At 62.4% G+C, this 19,648-nt stretch carries 15 protein-coding genes and 4 tRNA genes; 13 read left to right on the top strand and 6 right to left on the bottom strand.

Going from position 1 to position 19,648, the window contains the following annotated elements; genetic code table 11:
- Positions 1 to 242 precede the first annotated feature (242 nt).
- The 5 genes from MR825_RS09125 to MR825_RS09105 all read left to right on the top strand — a co-directional run bounded on the left by MR825_RS09125 (position 243) and on the right by MR825_RS09105 (position 1,721).
- On the top strand, positions 243 to 434 hold the full coding sequence (locus tag MR825_RS09125; protein ID WP_186906791.1) for a hypothetical protein: 192 nt from the start codon (positions 243 to 245) through the stop codon (positions 432 to 434).
- 208 nt (positions 435 to 642) lie between these two features.
- Complete coding sequence (vanR, locus tag MR825_RS09120) at positions 643 to 1,338, top strand: VanR-ABDEGLN family response regulator transcription factor (RefSeq protein ID WP_186906792.1); 696 nt, start codon at positions 643 to 645, stop codon at positions 1,336 to 1,338.
- A 77-nt stretch (positions 1,339 to 1,415) separates the two neighbouring features.
- A tRNA-Met gene (locus MR825_RS09115) sits at positions 1,416 to 1,492 on the top strand.
- A 73-nt stretch (positions 1,493 to 1,565) separates the two neighbouring features.
- A tRNA-Glu gene (locus MR825_RS09110) sits at positions 1,566 to 1,640 on the top strand.
- 5 nt (positions 1,641 to 1,645) lie between these two features.
- Positions 1,646 to 1,721, top strand: a tRNA-Val gene (locus MR825_RS09105).
- 305 nt (positions 1,722 to 2,026) lie between these two features.
- On the opposite strand, the gene MR825_RS09100 is transcribed toward MR825_RS09105, so the two are convergent.
- Positions 2,027 to 2,102, bottom strand: a tRNA-Val gene (locus MR825_RS09100).
- Positions 2,103 to 2,241: 139 nt separating this feature from the next.
- Here MR825_RS09100 and MR825_RS09095 point away from each other — a divergent pair.
- From MR825_RS09095 to MR825_RS09060, 8 genes are all read left to right on the top strand, one after another.
- Positions 2,242 to 3,030 (top strand): alpha/beta hydrolase, encoded by a 789-nt coding sequence (locus MR825_RS09095; RefSeq protein ID WP_287880309.1) that lies wholly within the window; start codon positions 2,242 to 2,244, stop codon positions 3,028 to 3,030.
- A 4-nt stretch (positions 3,031 to 3,034) separates the two neighbouring features.
- Positions 3,035 to 3,757 (top strand): elongation factor P 5-aminopentanone reductase, encoded by a 723-nt coding sequence (ymfI, locus tag MR825_RS09090; RefSeq protein ID WP_186906794.1) that lies wholly within the window; start codon positions 3,035 to 3,037, stop codon positions 3,755 to 3,757.
- Between the two features lie 134 nt (positions 3,758 to 3,891).
- Positions 3,892 to 5,163, top strand: coding sequence for an ABC transporter substrate-binding protein (locus MR825_RS09085; RefSeq protein WP_287880314.1), 1,272 nt, complete (start codon positions 3,892 to 3,894; stop codon positions 5,161 to 5,163).
- 246 nt (positions 5,164 to 5,409) lie between these two features.
- Positions 5,410 to 6,318 carry a branched-chain amino acid ABC transporter permease gene (locus MR825_RS09080; RefSeq protein ID WP_287880307.1) on the top strand — a complete coding sequence of 303 codons (909 nt, stop codon included), beginning with the start codon at positions 5,410 to 5,412 and terminating at the stop codon, positions 6,316 to 6,318.
- Positions 6,319 to 6,328: 10 nt separating this feature from the next.
- Positions 6,329 to 7,375, top strand: a complete 1,047-nt coding sequence (locus MR825_RS09075; RefSeq protein ID WP_287880305.1) for a branched-chain amino acid ABC transporter permease — start codon at positions 6,329 to 6,331, stop codon at positions 7,373 to 7,375.
- A 19-nt stretch (positions 7,376 to 7,394) separates the two neighbouring features.
- The gene (locus MR825_RS09070) at positions 7,395 to 8,216 is read left to right on the top strand and encodes an ABC transporter ATP-binding protein (RefSeq protein WP_287880312.1); all 822 of its coding nucleotides are present in this window, start codon (positions 7,395 to 7,397) and stop codon (positions 8,214 to 8,216) included.
- A gap of 7 nt (positions 8,217 to 8,223) precedes the next feature.
- Positions 8,224 to 8,925, top strand: a complete 702-nt coding sequence (locus MR825_RS09065; protein WP_186906823.1) for an ABC transporter ATP-binding protein — start codon at positions 8,224 to 8,226, stop codon at positions 8,923 to 8,925.
- Positions 8,926 to 9,159: 234 nt separating this feature from the next.
- Positions 9,160 to 9,999: a zinc dependent phospholipase C family protein gene (locus tag MR825_RS09060; protein WP_287880302.1), complete on the top strand. Its 840-nt coding sequence runs from the start codon at positions 9,160 to 9,162 to the stop codon at positions 9,997 to 9,999.
- Positions 10,000 to 10,051: 52 nt separating this feature from the next.
- On the opposite strand, the gene MR825_RS09055 is transcribed toward MR825_RS09060, so the two are convergent.
- From MR825_RS09055 to MR825_RS09035, 5 genes are all read right to left on the bottom strand, one after another.
- Positions 10,052 to 10,357, bottom strand: a complete 306-nt coding sequence (locus tag MR825_RS09055) for a TIGR04076 family protein (RefSeq protein ID WP_186906799.1) — start codon at positions 10,355 to 10,357, stop codon at positions 10,052 to 10,054.
- Positions 10,354 to 11,163 carry a TIGR03915 family putative DNA repair protein gene (locus tag MR825_RS09050; protein WP_186906800.1) on the bottom strand — a complete coding sequence of 270 codons (810 nt, stop codon included), beginning with the start codon at positions 11,161 to 11,163 and terminating at the stop codon, positions 10,354 to 10,356. Before MR825_RS09050 ends, MR825_RS09055 begins: the two co-directional genes overlap by 4 nt.
- Positions 11,164 to 11,207: 44 nt before the next feature.
- Positions 11,208 to 12,473 (bottom strand): putative DNA modification/repair radical SAM protein, encoded by a 1,266-nt coding sequence (locus MR825_RS09045; protein WP_186906801.1) that lies wholly within the window; start codon positions 12,471 to 12,473, stop codon positions 11,208 to 11,210.
- 611 nt (positions 12,474 to 13,084) lie between these two features.
- Positions 13,085 to 16,810, bottom strand: a complete 3,726-nt coding sequence (locus tag MR825_RS09040; RefSeq protein WP_287880299.1) for an S-layer homology domain-containing protein — start codon at positions 16,808 to 16,810, stop codon at positions 13,085 to 13,087.
- A gap of 419 nt (positions 16,811 to 17,229) precedes the next feature.
- The gene (locus MR825_RS09035) at positions 17,230 to 19,614 is read right to left on the bottom strand and encodes a valine--tRNA ligase (protein WP_287880296.1); all 2,385 of its coding nucleotides are present in this window, start codon (positions 19,612 to 19,614) and stop codon (positions 17,230 to 17,232) included.
- Between the last annotated feature and the right edge of the window lie 34 nt (positions 19,615 to 19,648).

The following is a 19,648-nucleotide window of genomic DNA, read 5'->3' as shown; positions in this document are numbered from 1 at the left end:
AGAGTGGGTGAACAATTATCCCCGTGAAATCTTGGGGTGGAGAACGTCCGAAATCCTGTTTCAAGAGTGCGTCGCCGCCCTTGGGTTTTAGTCAAATATATTTTTTTATATTTTTTTCGCATTTACTATTGACATTTTCGTTCAAGAAAGTAGGGCGGCGCACTTGTATTTTGGGAAAGAAACGTGTAAACTGTGGATAGCAATGGATCAGCAGCAAAAACGGTAAGGAGGCTGCCTGCACGATGAAAAAGTTTTTTTGCGGTGTGGTGAAATTTTTCACCATTCTCACCATCCTGGCCGCTCTGGCCTACACTGTGGTTCTCTATTGGGATAAGATCGTCGATTTCGTCGACCGTGTGAAGGGGCTGTTGGCAGAGAAGAAGCTCTGTTGCTGCCATGACGAGACGGACGACTACGCCGATTGGGACGAGTAAGGCGAAAACCGGTCAGCCGGGCCTGCGAACGCGGGCCCGGCTCTTTTTCGCGCCCGTTCCTGATGTTTTTCTTACAATGATGCGCCTGGCTTGACCTGCCTGCGGCAGATTGGTTATAATAGCACTGATAGCAAAGTACGCCGGCTGAAGCAACCGCTTTGCAGAGTTGCCGCGGCACACTGGAATACCGCTGAAAGGGGAGCGTGCCATGGATGCCAATATCCTGGTTGTAGACGACGAGCCGGAGATCGCCGATCTGGTGGAGGTCTACCTGAAAAGCGAGGGGTGCACCGTCTTCAAATGCGGCACGGGCACCGAAGCGCTGGCCTGCGTGGCCCGCGAGCGGCTGGATCTGGCCATTCTGGACGTGATGCTGCCCGATATCAGCGGCTTTACCCTGTGCGGGGAGATCCGCAAGGAGCACCACTTTCCGGTGCTTATGCTCACCGCCAAGGTGGATGATATGGACAAGATCACAGGGCTGACCATCGGCGCGGACGACTACATCACCAAACCCTTCAATCCTCTGGAATTGGTGGCCCGGGTGAAGGCGCAGCTGCGGCGCTATACCCGCTATAACGAGGCGGACAAGTCCTCCGAGAGCCGGGACCTGATCGATTTCAACGGCCTGGTCATCAATCGGGGCACGCATGAGTGCCAGCTCTACGACCGGGAGCTGAATCTGACGCCCATTGAGTTTGACATCCTATGGATGCTGTGTGAAAACCGGGGACAGGTCATCTCCGCCGAGCGCCTGTTTGAGACGGTATGGGGAGAGAAGTATCTGGACCGGAACAATACCGTTATGGTACACATCCGCCGTTTGCGGGAGAAAATGGGCGAGCCCAGCCGGAATCCCCGGTTCATCAAAACGGTATGGGGCGTGGGGTATAAAATCGACTGATTTTCCGTAAAAAAAGATTGACAAGCCGGGACAAATCGGGTATACTAACTCTTGCCCTGTGTGGCAGGGCCTGACAAGGCGGCATAGCTCAGTTGGCTAGAGCATGCGGTTCATACCCGCAGTGTCCCCGGTTCAAATCCAGGTGCCGCTACCAGACCCAAAAGACGGCACGTGCCGTCTTTTGGGACTTTCCTTCGGGAAGGGACCCCGGCCCGCTTGGGCAACATGGCCCGTTGGTCAAGTGGTTAAGACACCGCCCTTTCACGGCGGTAACACGAGTTCGAGTCTCGTACGGGTCACCAAATATGGAGGCGTAGCTCAGCCGGTAGAGCACTTGCTTCACACGCAAGGGGTCACAGATTCGAGTTCTGTCGTCTCCACCAAAAAAGAAGACACGCTGGAAGCGTGTCTTCTTTTTTTACGCGCCTGCCGCGGTTCCATGGGATAGCACAGGGCAGAGCCGTGCCGCCCACACGCCTGCGCCGCGACAGGATCGGCGCCGGTGGAATGGATGCGGACCGCTTCAAAGGCTGCAAGATCTGGTGGCGGCCCCTCGAAATCCGGCTGAATTTGTGGGATGAGGCCGGGCCGCTGAGGACGGGTTCCCATCCCGTCCTCTGCGGCCCTGCCCTGCTTGAACAGCATTTGCAAAAAGCTCTGGAACCCATATGGTTCCAGAGCTTTGATCTGGTGGACGATACAGGACTTGAACCTGTGACCTCCCGCACGTCAAGCGGATGCTCTACCAGCTGAGCTAATCGTCCAGACAGCGAAGATTATTATATCCGCAACAGGACGACTTGTCAATACTTTTTTCCGAATTCCTCTTTTAAAGAGTGAAGGAAACTGCTATACTGGAGCAAAGGGAGAAAGCTGGCGAACGGAGAAAAAGGAGCGGGAGATATGCTGTACCGGGAATTTGGCCCCGCAGAGCTGCATCCGGGGCTGACGGCGGGGGAAGGAGTCCGGCTGCGGGCCTATTGCCGGGAACACACCGGCCTGTTGGCCGATGACGGCAAGCGCTGGGCGGTGCTTATCCTCCCGGGCGGGGCCTACCGGCGCCTGGCGCCCGCGGAGTCCGAGCCCGTGGCGCTGGCCTTCTTGGCGGCGGGGATCCAAGCCTTTGTATTGGATTACAGTGTGCTGCCCAGACGCTGGCCCCAGCCTCTGCTGGAGACGGCCGCAGCGGTGGCCTTCCTTCGCTCGCATGCGGCGGAGTACGGCTTTCGTGCCGACCGGGTGGCTGTATGCGGTTTTTCGGCAGGCGGACATCTGGCGGGATATCTGTCGGGCCGTTGGGAGGATCCGGCGATCGGAGCGGCGCTGGGCCTGACGCCGGATCAGGTGCGGCCTGACGCGGCGGTTTTGGGCTATCCGGTGGTCCACCTGGCGGCGCTGATGGAGGAGATCGGAGCGCCGGAGGCGCTGCGGCTGGACCGGCAGGTCCGGCCGGGCCACCCGCCCGTCTTTTTGTGGGCCACTGTGCGGGATGCGACCGTCCCGGTGGAAAATACGCTGGATTATGCCCGCGCGCTGCGGGCGGCGGAGGTGCCCTTTGAGCTGCATCTCTTTGCGGACGGGCCGCATGCCATGGGGCTGGCCGACCGGGAGAGCGCCCGGGACGAGGATCACTGCAATGCCCACGCAGCTGCATGGCATCCCCTGTGCGTGGACTGGCTGAAAGGACGATAACAAAATGGGACAAAAGGTCGTTCTTATTACCGGTGGCAGTCGCGGCATCGGCGCGGCCTGTGTCCGGCGCTTTGCCGCGGACGGGTGCCGGGTGGTCATAAACTACCGCGGCTCCCGGGGCCAGGCAGAGGCTCTGGCGGCCCAGGTCGGGGGACTGGCCCTTCAGGCCGACGTGGCCGACCCGGTCCAGGTACAAGATATGGTTGACAATGTGTTAGATAAATTTTGTCAACTTGACATTCTGGTATGCAATGCCGGAATCTCCCAGCAGAAACTGTTTGGCGATTTGACTGACGCCGACTGGCGGCGGATGTTCGCCGTAAATGTGGATGGGGTCTTCCACAGCATCCGGGCCGTGCTTCCCCACTTCATCCACCGGAAGGCGGGGCGCATCGTGACGGTATCCTCCATGTGGGGGCAGGTGGGGGGCTCCTGCGAGGCGGCCTATTCCGCTTCCAAGGCGGCGGTCATCGGCCTGACAAAGGCTCTGGCCAAGGAGCTGGGCCCCTCGGGCATCACGGTCAACTGCGTGGCCCCGGGGGTCATTGATACCGAAATGAACGCCCGCCTGGATGCCGGGACGCTGGCGGCGCTGGCGGAGGAGACCCCGCTGGGGACCATCGGCACGCCGGAGGACGTGGCGCAGTCGGTCTGTTTTCTGGCCTCTGACGCCGCCCGGTTCATTACCGGACAGGTGCTGGCGCCGAACGGCGGGCTGGTAATTTAGACCGGCGCGTTTTAAAATTGTCGATATCTCCCACAATGGCTGTCCGCATTGGACGGCCATTGTGCATTTTAGCGGTTGACAATTTTGCTGTGGGAAGATATAATTGTCAACAACCTTAAAGGAGGTAATGAATGATGAAGAAATCCCGCATCCTGTCTCTTGCCATGGCGGGTGCCCTTTGCTTCTCCCTGCTGGCCGGCTGCGGCGGCAGCGGCGGCACCGCCAGTTCCCCCGCGCCTGAGACCACCAGCCCCGAGACCGGCGCGCCCGAAAGCACCGCCCCCGCCGGCGGCAGCACGTCCGCGTTCAAGCTGGGCGGCACCGGCCCCCTGACGGGCGGCGCGGCCATCTACGGCAACGCGGCCAAGCAGGGCGCCGAGATCGCCGTAGAGGAGATCAACGCCCTGAACGGCGACATCCGGTTCGACCTGCGCTATGAGGACGACGCCCACGACGCCGAGAAGGCGGGCAACGCCTATAACACCCTGAAGGACTGGGGCCTGCAGATCTTCCTGGGCTCCGTTACATCCACCCCCTGCGTGGCCACCTCTTCCGAGAGCAACGCCGACCACATCTTCCTGCTGACGCCTTCCGCCTCTTCCACCGATGTGCTGGGCGGCGTGGCCGATCCTCTGACCGGCACCGTGAACATTCCCCGGAAGGACAACGCGTTCCAGATGTGCTTCATGGACCCCAACCAGGGCTCCGCTTCCGCGCAGTACATTTCGGATAAGACGCTGGGCGAGAAGATCGCCGTCATCTACAAGAACGACGACGTGTACTCCACCGGCATCTACAACAGCTTTGTCGCCAAGGCCGCCGAGCTGGGCCTGGAGATCGTGTCCACCACCACCTTTACGGAGGACAGCCAGACCGACTTCTCCGTCCAGATCGCCGACGCCAAGACCAACGGCGCCGACCTCATCTTCCTGCCGATGTACTACACGCCCGCCTCGCTGATCCTGGCCCAGGCCAAGGCGGTGGGGTATGCGCCCACGTTCTTCGGCGTGGACGGCATGGACGGCATCCTGACGCTGGACGGCTTCGACACCGCCCTGGCGGAAGGCGTTATGCTGCTGACCCCCTTTAACGCCGACGCCGAAGATGACGCTACCCGGAGTTTTGTGGCCAAGTATCAGGAGAAGTACGGCGATATCCCCAACCAGTTTGCCGCCGACGCCTACGACTGCGTCTATGCCATTTATCAGGCCCTGACCAATGCCGGCGCTACCTCCGATATGAGCGCCAGTGAGCTGTGCGACCTGCTGATCGCCCAGTTCACTTCCCCTGAGTTCTCCTTTGACGGCCTGACCGGCGAGGGGATGACCTGGGATGAGACCGGCGCGGTCTCCAAGAGCCCCAAGGGCATGGTCATTGCCAACGGCGCTTACGTAGGCATGGACTAAGCCCGGACACAACTGCCATACAGAACAGCGGTATTTATCCCGCCCTTACGGAAGTTCCGAGAGGGCTGCCCGAAACGGCAGCCCTCTTACTTCTGTTTTTGTCCCGCCGTGTCGTCCCGAGCGAAGGGGAGGAAGCGCTTCCTCCCCTTCGCTCAGGACGACAGAGAAGTTGCGGTCCTGTTTGGGCGAGCGGCGCGTTCCGCCGGTCCGGACTCGGACCCGAGAGAGAATTACGAGGTGTGTGTTATGACCTTCCTGAACCATCTGATCAACGGGATCAGCCTGGGCAGCGTCTACGCCATCATCGCCCTGGGGTACACCATGGTGTACGGCATTGCCAAGATGCTCAATTTTGCCCACGGGGACGTGATTATGGTCGGAGCTTACGTCTGCTTCTTTGCCAGCTCCAGCTTCGGACTGCCCCCCATCCTGGGCGTGCTCCTGGCCATGGCGGTCTGCACCGCCCTGGGCGTGGTGATCGAGCGGCTGGCCTACAAGCCGCTCCGGCAGGCTACCTCCCTGGCCGTGCTCATCACCGCCATCGGTATGAGCTACTTCCTCCAGAATGCCGCGCAGCTGCTCTGGACCTCCAACCCGAAGATCTTCCCCACCTTTTTTACCGTTACCGACCGGGAGACCGGGACCGTCAAGACCGGCATCAGCCTGTTTGAAGGGCAGCTGAACCTCTCCTATGCCTCCATCGTGACCATCGCGGCCTGTATCGTCATCATGATCGCCCTGACCCTGTTTACCAGCAAAAGCAAGATGGGCAAGGCCATGCGGGCCTGCTCCGAGGACAAGGCAGCAGCACAGCTGATGGGGATCAACGTGAATACCACCATTTCCATGACCTTTGCCATCGGCTCCTGCCTGGCGGCCATCGCGGGCGTGCTGCTGTGCTCCTCCTACCCCACCCTCCAGCCCACCACCGGCTCCATGCCCGGCATCAAGGCGTTTACCGCCGCCGTCTTCGGCGGCATCGGCTCCATCCCGGGGGCGCTGCTGGGCGGCATCCTGCTGGGCGTCATCGAGATTTTGGCCAAGGCATACCTGTCTACCCAGCTCTCCGACGCCATCGTTTTTGCCGTGCTCATCGTCGTACTGCTGGTGAAGCCTGCCGGCCTGCTTGGCAAGCTGGTCCGCGAGAAAGTTTGAGGTGGCGGATATGAAACGACTGAGCAAGACTTCAAGGGCCAACGGTTTGACCTACGTCATGGTGGTCGTTGCCTTTGTGATCCTCCAGGCGCTGAGCGCAGGGGGCGGGCTGAGCTCCACCCTTCAGGGGCAGCTGGTGCCTATCTGCGCTTATGTGGTCATGGCCCTGTCCCTGAACCTGACGGTTGGCATTCTGGGCGAGCTCTCTCTGGGGCACGCGGGCTTTATGAGCGTGGGCGCCTTTGCGGGCACGGTGGCTGCGGTCAGCCTCCAGGCCGCCCTTCCCTCCGCGCCGGTGCGGCTGCTGGTGTCCATGATTGTGGGCGCAGGCTGCGCCGCCGTGGCGGGCTTCCTCATCGGCATCCCGGTGCTCCGCCTCAACGGCGACTACCTGGCCATCGTCACGCTGGCGTTCGGTGAGATCATCAAGAGCATCGTCAATAATCTGTACATCGGTATGGACGGCGTGGGGCTCCACGTCAGCTTCCTCAAAAACACCATGACCCTGGGCGAGGGCGGGCGCATGATCCTCAACGGCCCTATGGGGATTCCGGGCATCCAGAAGATCTCCACCTTCACCGCAGGCTTTCTCCTGATCCTGGTGGCTCTGATCATCATTTTCAACCTGGTGAACAGCCGGGCGGGCCGGGCCATCATGGCCATCCGGGACAACCGTATTGCCGCAGAGAGCGTGGGCATCGGCGTCACCAAGTACAAGATGATGGCGTTTGTCCTCTCCGCCGCGCTGGCCGGGGCGGCGGGCACGCTGTTTGCCCAGGGGCAGACCGCCGTCATCGCCACCAAGTTCGATTTCAACACCTCCATTCTCATCCTGGTCTTCGTGGTGCTGGGCGGCCTGGGCCGGATGTGGGGCTCCATCATCGCCGCCGCGGCCCTGACCATCCTGCCGGAGGCGCTGCGCGGGTTTGCCACCTACCGGATGCTGGTGTACGCCATCGTGCTGATCCTGGTGATGCTGGCGACCAACAACCCCATGCTCAAGAGCTTTTTTGCCCGGATCATTCCCAAACGGAAGGGGGCCAGCGTTGATGGCTAAGAAATTTGACAAGCCCAAGATGGTGCCCGTGCCCAGCCACTCCATCATCCCCGAACGGGATATCGACAAATCTCCCATCCTGGAATGCAGCCATCTGGGCATCGACTTCGGCGGCCTGCGGGCGGTGGACGATTTCAACCTGACCATTGGGCGCACCGAGATCGCGGGACTCATCGGCCCCAACGGCGCGGGCAAGACCACGGTATTCAATCTGCTGACCAAGGTATACCAGCCCACCCGGGGCACCATCCTGCTGGACGGCATGGATACCTCCGGCAAGACCACCGTGCAGATCAACCGCATGGGCATCGCCCGCACGTTTCAGAACATCCGCCTGTTCAGCAATCTGAGCGTGGAGGACAACGTAAAGATCGGCCTGCACAATCAGGAGCCCTATTCCATGCTCTCGGGCATCCTGCGCCTGCCCAACTACTGGCGGCAGGAGAAGGCCGCCCACCAGCGGGCCCTGGAGCTTTTGTCCATCTTTGACATGCAGGATCTGGCCGACGTAAAGGCGGGAGCCCTGCCCTACGGCGCCCAGCGGCGGCTGGAGATCGTCCGGGCCCTGGGCACCAATCCCTCTCTGCTGCTGCTGGACGAGCCGGCGGCGGGCATGAATCCTTCGGAGACGGCCGAGCTCATGGAGAACATCGTCAAGATCCGGGATACCTTCCAGATCGCGATCCTGCTCATCGAGCACGATATGAGCCTGGTCATGGGCATCTGCGAGGGCATCTGCGTGCTCAACTTCGGCCAAGTCATCGCCAAAGGCACGGCCGAGGAGATTCAGAACAACCCGGAGGTCATCAAGGCCTATCTGGGTACCCATAAGGAGGCGTAAGACGATGCTGCTAAGCGTACAGGATATCAATGTCTATTACGGCGCCATCCACGCGGTCAAGGGCGTCTCCTTCGAGGTGGAGGAGGGGGAGATCGTCACCCTCATCGGTGCGAACGGGGCGGGGAAATCCACCACGCTCCAGACCGTGTCCGGTCTGCTGCGCTCCAAGACCGGTTCCATCACCTTCCTGGGGGAGAACATCAGCGGCGTGTCTGCCGCCAAGCTGGTCTCCCGCGGCCTGGCCCAGGTGCCCGAAGGGCGCCGGGTCTTCCTCCAGATGACCGTGGAGGAGAACCTGGAGATGGGCGGCTTCACCCAGCCCAGCAGCACCATTGCCCCCGGTCTGGAGCGGGTGTACGAGCAGTTCCCCCGGCTGAAGGAGCGCCGCCGCCAGGTGGCGGGCACCCTTTCCGGCGGTGAGCAGCAGATGCTGGCCATGGGGCGCGCGCTCATGTCCAACCCCAGGCTGCTGATGCTGGACGAACCCTCCATGGGTCTGGCCCCCATCCTGGTGGAGCAGATTTTCGATATCATCCAGGAACTGAACAAGGGCGGAGCCACCATCCTTCTGGTGGAGCAGAACGCTCAGATGGCCCTCTCAGTGGCCCATCGCGGCTATGTGCTGGAGACGGGGCGTATTACCCTCAGCGGCCCCGGAAAGCAGCTGCTGGAGGATGAGGCGGTCAAGAAGGCCTATCTGGGCGGCTGATGGCCGGGATGCCGGCAGGCCGGGCGGCCTTCCGGCGATCAAATAAACGGAAAGGACCGTCGGCAGTTTCCCCGGCGCCGGCGCCGGGGAAACTGCCGACGGTTTTTGCTTCCCACGCTTGACGGCTGTGCTATAATGTCAGGTAGAGCAATCGCAGGGCGGCCTGCGCAGGGCCGGGAGCAATCGCCGTTCTCCTGAGCCGCCCGGATCTGTAAGGAGGAACCAGAGCATACCATGCCCAATTACTATGCCCATCTGAAGTTTGGCGGCAAGGTGCTGAAAGCGCTTCCGCAAGGGCTTGCCGACGCGATCGCCGCAGAGCGGGAGGCCTTCGACCTGGGGTGCCTGGGGCCGGACCCGCTGTTCTTTTACCAGCCGCTGCGCCCCAACGCCGTCCGGCGGGAAGGGGTACGGATGCACCGCCGCTCCGCGCTGCCCGCCGCAGAGCGGCTGCGCCAGGCGGTCGAGGAGGGCCAGCCGCAGGCCGTAGGCTACACGGCGGGCTTTCTCTGCCATCTGGCGCTGGACAGCGCCTGCCACGGCTATGTGGACGAACGGGCCGCCGAAGGCCCCATCTCCCACATGGCCATGGAGGGGGAGTATGACCGGATGCTGATGGAGGACGATGGATTGGATCCATGCGGCAGGGCCCATTTGCCGGCGGCGCCGGAGGATGGCGCGGTCTGGCAGGCCGCCGCCCGGGCCTTCGTGCATGCCTCGCCGGGGCAGGTACGGCAGGCCTATCGCGCCATGACCTTTTTGATCGGTTTTCTGGCCCGCTCCTGCGGAACCAAGCGGGGAAGAGTGATCGGTGCGGTGAGTCATATGCTGCCCATTCGCTCCGCCAAGGGCATCGCCTTGAAAGAGAAGCCGCACCCCTCTGCGGCGGAGAGCAACGCGGATTTGGACCGCCTGCTGGAGCGGGCGGTGGAGGAGACGGCGGAGCAGCTTGGGGCATTCTTCCGGGCCGTCGCGGCGGAAGAACCGGTCCCGGCCTGGTTTGACCGGGATTTCAAGGGCAACCCGCCCCATATCCCGAGCACCCTGCGCTGGCAGGAGGCCCACAGCGCGTAAGTACATTGCAAAGGGCCCCGGCGCGGGGTTACCGCGCCGGGGCCCTTTGCAGCTACAGGGCCTCCAGCAGAAAGGTGACCGGACGGATGCCGTCGGTGCAGCAGACCACGCTGACCCCGTCCCGCTTTTGCCAGGGGGTGTAGGAGGAGCCGGTGGACAGCGCGGATACCGTGCGGTAGAGGTCGATCCAGGCCCAGGGACAGAAGCCTTCCGGCATCTCCGCCCCGCCGGTGTAGAGGAAGCGGTCCCCCTCCTGGAAGAAAACGCATGCGCACTCCTCCGGCGCGTCAGTCAGAAATTCGCTTGCGAAGTCCTCGTAGAGCTGTTTGCGTAATACGGTGATTTGGACCTGTTTCATCCTGTGAGCTCCTTTCGCGGCGGGGCGCCGGGTGGGCTGCCGCGGCCGTCCGGCGCCTCTGTTTGAAATTCCGTCATCGTGTTCCAATAGCGCTTGGGCATGTGGGTCATGCGGCATTTGGGATTATAACGCTCGGCAATGGCAATGGCGTCGTAAAACCGGCGCCACAGCTGCCGGTAGTCCAGCTCCCGCCGGTCGGGGACGCCGGCCTGAAACCCTTCCACCGGTACGATGTCCCACCGGCCGGGCCGGGAAAACAGGGCCTCGTGGTGGGTGCGGTCGTGGATGACGAAGGCTTCCCCGGAGCAGCGGGCGCAGAAGTGAGGCCGCAGCAGGGGCAGGACCCGGTTCTTGGGCTCGATCTCAGCCACAAGCACCCCGCCCTGGTCCGAAAAACGGACGAAGCCGCGGAGCAGCTGAGCCTCCCCGCACAGATGCTGGTCGGCCTTGCGCAGTACGGCAAGCCGGGGGTCGGTCAGCTCGCGCATGACCCCGCCGCCCCGTTCGTACCCCAGAGCGATGAACCGCCACAGATGCAGCTCCCGCTCCTCCAGGCAGGTGAGAAAGCTGCGATAGACCAGGCGCTGGGCGTCGGCGGAGATCCTGCGCGCCAGGGAGCGCCAGACCCGCTGGGCGTGGGCGCGGTCGGTCTCCACCGCCCGCTCCGGCCACAGGGAGAGCCGGGGGTCGGCGGGAGTGGAAAAGCAGACCGGGGCCTCTTTGTGCACGTAGCTTTCGAACACGCAGGACAAAAAACCGGCAAAGCTGCCGTCATATTGATAAGAAACCTGGGGCCAGACCTCCAATTGTGCGTCCTCCTTTTCGGGCGTGGGGCAACAAAACGCCCTTGTCAACGGGCGGCGTCAAAGAGCGAGAGCTGCTGCGGAGCCTGTTGGGCCAGCAGGCTCCGCTCCTGCTCCGCCAGATGGCGGAGCACCCCGTCGGAATTCACCCGCAGGCCCTCCAGCATCCGCCCGGAGCAGGTGAGAAAGTATTGGGCGCGCTTGAGCACCACCCCCAGGGTCTTGAGCCCGGCAAAGGTGAGCCCTCCGCAGCGGCGGGCGGTGAGGATGCGCTGGGCGCTGCGTACGCCGATGCCGGGCACCCGCAGGAGGGTCTCATAATCGGCCCGGTTGACCTCCACGGGAAAGCGCTCCATATGCCGCAGCGCCCAGGAGCACTTGGGGTCCAGGCGGGGATCAAAGTTCGGATGGGTCTCGTCCAGCAGCTCGGCGGCGCGGAAGTGGTAGTAGCGCAGCAGCCAGTCGGCCTGATAGAGCCGGTGTTCCCGCAGCAGGGGCGGCTTGAACTCCTGGCGGGCGGGGAGCAGGGCGCTGTCGGACACGGGCACATAAGCCGAGTAAAAGACCCGCTTGAGCTGATACTTCCGGTATAACCCCTCGGTCAGGCGGAGGATGTGCAGGTCGCTCTCGGGGGTGGCGCCTACGATCATCTGGGTGGACTGGCCCGCCGGGGCGAAGCGGGGCGCGTGGCGGTACTTGGCCAGCTCCTGCCGGGAGAGGCGGATGCCGTCCCGAATCTGTCCCATGGGGGCCAGAATGGCGGAGCGGGCCTTGTCCGGGGCCAGCCGGTTCAGGCTCTGTTCGCTGGGCAGCTCGATGTTTACCGAAAGGCGGTCGGCCAGCAGGCCCAGACGATAGGTCAGCAGCGGGTCGGCCCCCGGAATGGCCTTGGCGTGGATATATCCGGCAAAGCCATATTCCTCCCGCAGAATGCGCAGGGCTTCCATCATCCGCTCGGTGGTGCAGTCGGGGTTGCCGCTTACCGCGGAGGAGAGGAAAAGCCCTTCGATGTAGTTGCGGCGATAAAATTGGATGGTGAGCTCGGCCAGCTCCCGGGGGGTAAACGCCGCCCGGGGCACGTCGTTGGAGCGGCGGTTCACGCAGTATTGGCAGTCGTAGGCACATACATTGGTCATCAGGACTTTGAGGAGGGTGACGCACCGGCCGTCGGCGGAAAAGGAGTGGCAGCAGCCCGCCAGCGTGGTAGAACCCAACTGTCCCGGCCGCCCGGCCCGGTCCAGCCCGCTGGAGGTGCAGGCGGCGTCGTACTTGGCCGCATCGGCCAGAATGGTCAGCTTATCCAGCAGTTCCACCGGGGATCCTCCCTTCAAATTCGAACTGGTGTACGATTATTATATATCGAACATACGTGCTGGTCAAGGGACAGTTTTTGGGAAAAACCATGCAACGAACAGGAAAAAGTGGGGGCGTCCGGCAATGAGCTGGACGCCCCCACAGCTTGTCGAAAAGTCCTGGCAGCGTTCGCGCCCGTGCCCAAGCCTGCCGGGCAGGCGCGGAAATGCCCTTGGGGTACAGGCGCGGATCCGGTTCGATCCGCTTTCCCGGGCGGCACAAGATGAATTGCCCTGCAGGGGCAGGAGAGGGTCCCCCGGGGGAGGTGCGCCGGAGAAAACGCTTCCCGGCCCGTAAGCGTGGGAGCTGCCCGCCATAGGCGGACGGCGAGTGCGCGCAGCAGGCCGCAGCTCCTTCAGACAAGCGGCAAAAGGATGCAGGACGGACCGGGTTCGACTTCCTGCGAAAAGTCACCCGGTCCGTCCTGCGAAGGGGCCTTTTCAAGGACGTGCGCATTGAAAAGGCCGGATTCTGATTTTAGCCCGTCATCTTCGGATGACGAACTCTGCGCGGCGTTGTTTGCCCGGAAAAGCGGCTCTGCCGCCTTTCCGGGCGCCCCTGAGGGCTGCTGTCACATGGTCAGCACACGGTGGAGGATGGTGGCCATCTCGGCGCGGGTCAGGTAGCTGGTGGGATTCAGCATACCGTTGCTGCCCTTGATGATGCCTGCCTGGACCAGCGCGGACACGGCGCCCTGGGCGTAACTGGCCACGGAAGCGCGGTCGGAGAAGCCGCTCAGCGCCAGGGCGGTACCGTTGTTCATGATGCCGCCGGTGGCCTGGACGGTACGCTGGATGAGCAGCATGGCGTCCTGGCGGGTCAGGGGGGCGGTGGGCCGGAAGTTGCCGTCCCCGGTACCGGTGGCGATGCCCATCGACTTGGCTGCGGCGATGGCCTGGGCGTAATAACTGTTGGCGGGCACGTCCGGGAAGCTGGAGGTGCCGGCACTCTTCAGGCCGAAGGCGCGGTAGAGCATGAGCACAAAGTCGCCCCGGGTGATGTAGTTGGCGGGCGAATACTGCGTGGCGCTGGTACCGGTGACCACGCCGCCGGTGTACAGGAAGTCGACGGACGCGGCGGCCCAGCTGTAGTTCGTGCCCACATCGGTGAAGACGGCGGAAGAAGAGGCGGGAGAGATCACGATCTGAACGGCGCCGGAGTAAGTGGCGTTGTTCAGGTCGGTGCCGGTATAATTCAGGGTCACGGTGCCGGTGAAGCCGGCCTTGGGCACGAAGACCAGATCGCCGATGGAGGGGGAGCCGGAAGCGTTGTAGGCGGTGGTGGCGCTGGCCGGGCTGCCCGGAGTGGCGGGCGTCTTATAGCCGTTGTACAGGGTGCCGTAGGAGCTGTCCGGCAGAACGAACTTCACGAAGGAGAGCGCTGCGCTGCCCCGGGCGTTGCAGGCGGAGATGAAGTCCGTCAGGCGCAGGGACACCGGGGAGCTGTTGGAGGTATACCGGATGACAGCGGCCTCCTTGGGCGCGGAGTAGGTGATGATCACGTTGCCGGCGGTCTTTGTGCCGCTGGTGGAGACCGCCTCAAAGGGAATGGTCACGCTGCCGCTGTAGCCGTTGGCGGGGACGAAGGTAATGTAGTCCAGATAAGGCTTGGAGGTGCGGTAATACTTGGCGCTGCCGGAGACCTTGGTGTTGGAGTTGCTGCCGGCGGAATAGTCGTAGTAAAGCACGCCGCGGCTGGAGGAGGGCAGGTCGAAGGTGACGTAGCTCAGGTTGGAGCCGGTCTCATCCTTACAGAAGTCGTTGAAGTCGGTCACCACAAAGCGGACGTTCTCGCCCACGGAGGCGGTGTAGGATACGTCGCCCGCGTTTTTGCCCACGTAGATCTTCAGGGTCCCGGTAAACTTGGTGCTGTTGGAGCTGTAGCCGGTAAAGGAAATGGAGACGGTGCCGGTGTAGTTGCTGGCGGGGACGAAGGTGACATAGTCCGCGTAAGGCTTGGAGGTGCGGTAATACTTGGTGTTGGAGGTGACCTTGGTGTTGGAGCTGCTGCCCGCGGAATAGTCGTAATAGAGCACGCCGCGGCTGGAGGAGGGCAGGTCGAAGGTCACATAATTAAAGGTGTAGCCCGTTACCGCCTTGCAGTAGTCGATGAAATCGTCCTCGTCCAAGCGGACGGCGGTGTTGGCGGCAGTGGAATAGGTGATGGCCTTGGCCTCGGCGCCCACCTTGACGACCAGCGTGCCGGAGAAAGACTTGTTATTGGTGCTCACGCCGGCGAAGGGGATCTCCAGGGTGCCGGTGTATCCGCTGGCGGGGACAAAGGTCACGTCGGACAGATAGGGCGTGGAGCTGCGGTAGAACTCGTCGTTGGAGTCCACCACGTATCCATACCGGCTGCTGGAAGTGTAATTATAGTACAGGCGCCCGTATTTGGTGGCGGGAGGCGTGAACCAGATGGATTCGAAGTTGTAGCCGGTCACATCCTTGCAGTAATCGTTGAAGGAGGCGTTGTCCAGCTGTACGGCTTCATCCACCGCGGTGGTGTAGGTCACGTCGCCGCTGCCGGAGCCGGCGCCCACGGAGACCACCACGGTCCCGTTGAAGGCGGTGCCCTGGGAGTTATAGCCGGTGTACTCGATGGTGACGGAACCGGTATAACTGCTCTTGGGGACGAAGGAGACGTAAGAAAGATAGGGAGAGGTGGCGGTGCGGTAATACTTCTTGCTGGCGCTTACCGTGCCGCCGTTGTTGCTGCTGTTGGTATAATTATAGTACAGGGTACCCCGGGTGCTGGAGGGCAGGGAGAAATAGACGTAATTCAGGCTGTAGCCGGTCAGACTGTAGCACACGTCGTTAAAGTCGCTGGCGTCGAATTCCACGGGGGTGTTCTCGTCGGTGGAGTATTTGACCGCCGTGGCCGTGCCGGCGCCGGAGACGGTGACGGTACAGGCCGCAGTATAGGTGCGGCCGTTAATGGTCACCTGGGCGGTGATGGTGGCGGAACCGGTGGCTCTGGGATAGAGGGTGCAGGAAGAGCCGGTATAGGTGCCGGTGTTGGTGGTGCTGCCCACCCGGATGACGTTGGAGTTGCCGGAGCTCCAGCGTACGCTGCTGGCGCTGGAGGAGGGGACCGTGGTGGCGCGCAGAGAAGTAGTGCTGCCCATTGCCACGCTTACAGAGCTCTTGCTCAGGGTCAGCGGACTGATCACGGTGATGGTGGCATAGCCGGACTTGGAGCCGTCTGCGGTGGAGGTGGCGGTAATGCGCACGGTGGAGCCGACCGCGGCGTTGGCGTTGACCGTGACCTTGCCGGAGGAATCGACGGTGGCGACCGAAGCGTTGCCGCTGCTCCAGGTCACGGCCTGACTGACCGCAGCGGGGGCCACAGAGGCGGAAAGCGCAGTCGTACCGCCGGGGACGAGCGAGTAGGTGGCCGGAGTGACCGTCACGCCGGTAGCCGTACCGGTGACGGTGATGGTGCAGCTGGCCGTTTTGGTCGCATCGCCTGCTGCCGTGGCGGTGACCTTGATGGTGGAGCCTGCCGCGGCAGAGGAGTCCACCTTCACCAGCCCGGTGGAGGCGTTGACCGTGGCGGGACCGGAGGTCACGGCCCAGGTCACGGTTTGGTTTGCGCTGGAAGGAGAGACCGTGGCGGTAAGCTGCTGTGTGCCGCCCGGGGCGACGGAAGCGGAGGCCGGGGAGATCGAGACGCTGGAAACAGCGGCGGCAGAGACCGTGATGGTACAGGAATCCGTATAGCCGCCGTCTTCTGTGGTAGCGGTGATGATCGCCGTATCGCCGGCGGCCGCGCCGGAAGAGACGGTAACAGCCCCGGTACTGGAATTGACAGTGATGGTACTGGAATTACTGCTCCAGGTCACCCCTTGAATCGTAGCGTCCGAGGGTGCAAGAATCGCCGCAAGCGTAGCGGTTCCGCCGGCGGACAGGCTCATGGAGCCGGGGGCGACGGTAACGCCGTTAACGGGTGTGCAGGTATAGGTGTAGCAGGATTCAGTATGCGTGTGGTAGCAGTCAGCGGTATGTGAGTGACCTTCCGTACCGTCTGTCTCCTCTTTACCACAAGTGAGTTCATTGTCTTGGTAGCATTCCGCTGTGTGATGGTGCGCTTCGACAGGAGCTTGTTCTTCTTTTCCACAGACCAGAATCTGGCCTTCGCCCAGGAAGCTGCTATATTCACAGCTCAGCTCTTTCGGGCATTGGCTCGTGTGCTGATGGGGACTGCTCGCCAGCGCGGCGGGCATCAGGCCCGCGACCAGGGACAGAGACAGGACCAGAGACAGGACGCGGGGCCAAAGCTTATTTGTCTGGGATTTCATGGTGGTACTCCTTCCATATCCTTTTGTTGCTATTGTATCGCAACCGGGCCAAAAGGTCTATAGATTTAAGACGATCGTAAGAAATAAAAAGTTTCCGTTTGGAAGCAATTACGCAAAATAAAATCCGGCGCGGGCCTGCCCGGAAAACGGCAGGCCCGCGCATCCGCTGGTCAGATGACTGAGACTCGCACAAGCGGGCGCACGCTTCCTGCACAAGGGGAAGCCCTCGGCAGGGGTTCGCCGCCGCAACGGCGCAATCAACGCTGAGACCGCATTCTCCGGCGGCATGCGCGTCGGAGAATGCGCTGCTGCGCCTGAACGCGCACGGGCTGTCCGCCGCTGGCGGACAGCCCGTGCGCGCAGCAGGCCCCAGCCTTCTCAGAAAAGCGGCTCAGCCGCTTTTCTGACCGCTGCGCTGCTTAATCGTGGTATTGGAACGCGATCTCCCTGGCGTGGGTGCAGGCGTTCAGATCGCCCATGCTCTGTTCGAACCAGCGCTTGTGGGAAGCGAGAGCCTCCACCTCCAGCCGGTCGATCTCGTCCCGCATGGACAGATTGTGCTCGGATTTGTATTTGCGCATGGCGTCCAGCGCGGCCTTGAACTCCTCGCCGAAGCGGAGGATATCCTCGTCGGCCCGGTCGCCCTTCTCCCACTGGAGCAGGTGGATGGACGGCGCGCCCACAAACTCCTTCAGGCCCTTCTGGTAGATATATTCGGTGATGTGGGGCACATAGATGGCATAAAGCTTGAGGATGTTCAGCAGGGCGTAGAACACCGCGTACTGCCCGCTGCGGCGTTCGGCCTCGCCATGGATCTCGGGCTCGTACAGGCGGGACTTGACGATCTCGATATAGTCGTCGCACAAATCGTTCCAGAACAGCTCGTCGATCAGGTGGCGGGCCAGGCCGATCTCGTAGGAGTCCAGCAGCTCGGCGGCCTTCCGGGCGGTCTCCTGCACCCGCTCCACCATCCAGCGGTCGATGGGCAGCAGCTCCGGCCGGACGCCGGGATCAAAGTCGTGCAGGTGGGACAGGCAGAACTTGGAGGCGTTCCACAGCTTGGTCATAAAGCGCTTGGAGGAGTCCACCATGTCGTTCTGATCGAAGAAGGTGTCGGTGCCCAGCCGGGCGCTGGCCGCCCAATAGCGGATCATGTCGGCCGGATGGGTCTCCAGCAGGGACTTGGGCGTGAGCTTGGCGTTGCCCTTGGACTTGCTGATCTTTTCACCCGGCTTGGCCAGAACGAAGCCGCAGATCATCACGTCCTTCCAGGGGATGGTGTGGCGGTGGTAATAGCTTTTGACGATGGTATAGAAGGCCCAGGTGCGGATGATCTCATGGGCCTGGGTACGCATGGTCATGGGCACGAAGGGCTCCTCGTAGCCTGCGCCCCGGGCGGTGTTCTCGTTGATGGCGGGGGTCAGGGAGGAGGTGGCCCAGGTGTCCAGCACGGCGGACTCGGGCACAAACTCGCTGCAGCCGCATTCACAGGCGCCGTGATAGGGGGTCTCCAGAGGGTTGACGGGCAGCTGAGACTCGTCGGCAAAGTGGGGCTTGCCGCACTTTGCGCAGTACCACACCGGGAAGGGAACGCCGAAATACCGCTGGCGGGAGATGCACCAGTCCCACTTCAGGTTCTCCACCCACATGCGGTAGCGGTTTTTCATGGAGGCGGGATACCAGTTGATCGCGTCGCCGGCCTTCAGAAGCTCTTCCTTAATATTGAGCACGTCGATATACCACTGCTGGGAGGGAATGATCTCCACCTCGGTGCCGCAGCGCTCGTGGATGGACACCGTGTGGGTCAGCTTCTCCGACTTGAGCAGCAGGCCCTTCTCGTCCAGCAGGCGGATGATCTCCTTCCGGGCGGCCCGGACGGAGAGGCCCGCGATATAGGGCACGTCCGCGGCGATGCGGCCGTCGGGCAGGATGACCTGACGGTAGGGCAGCTGATAGTCGTTGTACCAGTCCAGGTCGGTGGAGTCGCCGAAGGTGGCGCACATGACCACGCCGGTGCCCTTTTCGATGCTCACCCGCTCATCGGAGAGGATGGGCACCTCGTACTCATACAGGGGCACCGTGATCTGCTTGCCGATATAGGCCTTGTAGCGCTCGTCCTCGGGGTTGACGAAGACGCACACCACACCGTAGAGCAGCTCGGGCCGGGTGGTGGCCACCTCCAGGGTCTTGCCCTCTACCACGAAGGGGATATAGTTGAATGTGGAGTCGATGTCCTTGGCGTCCAGCTCCGCCTGAGCGATGGAGGTCTGGCACTCGGAGCACCAGAGGACCGGGGACTTCCTGAGGTAGGCGTGGCCCGCCTTGGCCAGCTCGATAAAAGAGCGCTGGGAGATCTTCTGCGCCTGGGCCCCCACGGTGGAGTACTGCAGGTCCCAGTCGCAGGAAAAGCCCATGGCCTTCCACAGGGCCTTGAACTCCGCCTCGTATTTTCCAGTGATCTCGATGCACTGGCGGCCGAACTCGCTGCGGGGCACGTTCATGGCCTTTACGCCGGTCTCCTTTTCCACCAGCCGTTCCGAGGGCAGGCCGTTGTCGTCAAAGCCGAAGGGGTAAAACACGTTGTAGCCGTTCATCCGGCGGTAGCGGGCGATCATCTCCGCCTGCGTATAGCTGAAGATGTGGCCGATGTGCAGGCTGCCGTTGACGGTGGGAGGGGGCGTGTCGATGGAGTAAATGGGCCGGGACTGGTCCGGCACGTACTTGTAGACCTGCTGCTGCTCCCACAGCTGCTGCATCTGGGGCTCGATCTCCAGCCCGTTATATCGTTTTTCAAATTCTTCCATAGTGACCTCCCAATCAAAATAAACGCCCTAAACT

It is taken from the genome of Lawsonibacter sp. (assembly GCF_022777125.1).
GTDB lineage: Bacteria > Bacillota > Clostridia > Oscillospirales > Oscillospiraceae > Lawsonibacter_A > Lawsonibacter_A hominis.
This window is presented reverse-complemented; position numbering and strand designations above follow the sequence as displayed.

Coding starts and splice junctions, on each gene's coding strand:
- MR825_RS09055 (WP_186906799.1), bottom strand. CDS start 10,357: ATGAAACAGGTCCAAATCACCGTATTACGCAAACAGCTCTACGAGGAC.
- MR825_RS09035 (WP_287880296.1), bottom strand. CDS start 19,614: ATGGAAGAATTTGAAAAACGATATAACGGGCTGGAGATCGAGCCCCAG.
- vanR (WP_186906792.1), top strand. CDS start 643: ATGGATGCCAATATCCTGGTTGTAGACGACGAGCCGGAGATCGCCGAT.
- ymfI (WP_186906794.1), top strand. CDS start 3,035: ATGGGACAAAAGGTCGTTCTTATTACCGGTGGCAGTCGCGGCATCGGC.
- MR825_RS09075 (WP_287880305.1), top strand. CDS start 6,329: ATGAAACGACTGAGCAAGACTTCAAGGGCCAACGGTTTGACCTACGTC.
- MR825_RS09060 (WP_287880302.1), top strand. CDS start 9,160: ATGCCCAATTACTATGCCCATCTGAAGTTTGGCGGCAAGGTGCTGAAA.
- MR825_RS09080 (WP_287880307.1), top strand. CDS start 5,410: ATGACCTTCCTGAACCATCTGATCAACGGGATCAGCCTGGGCAGCGTC.
- MR825_RS09040 (WP_287880299.1), bottom strand. CDS start 16,810: ATGAAATCCCAGACAAATAAGCTTTGGCCCCGCGTCCTGTCTCTGGTC.
- MR825_RS09070 (WP_287880312.1), top strand. CDS start 7,395: ATGGTGCCCGTGCCCAGCCACTCCATCATCCCCGAACGGGATATCGAC.
- MR825_RS09125 (WP_186906791.1), top strand. CDS start 243: ATGAAAAAGTTTTTTTGCGGTGTGGTGAAATTTTTCACCATTCTCACC.
- MR825_RS09085 (WP_287880314.1), top strand. CDS start 3,892: ATGAAGAAATCCCGCATCCTGTCTCTTGCCATGGCGGGTGCCCTTTGC.
- MR825_RS09095 (WP_287880309.1), top strand. CDS start 2,242: ATGCTGTACCGGGAATTTGGCCCCGCAGAGCTGCATCCGGGGCTGACG.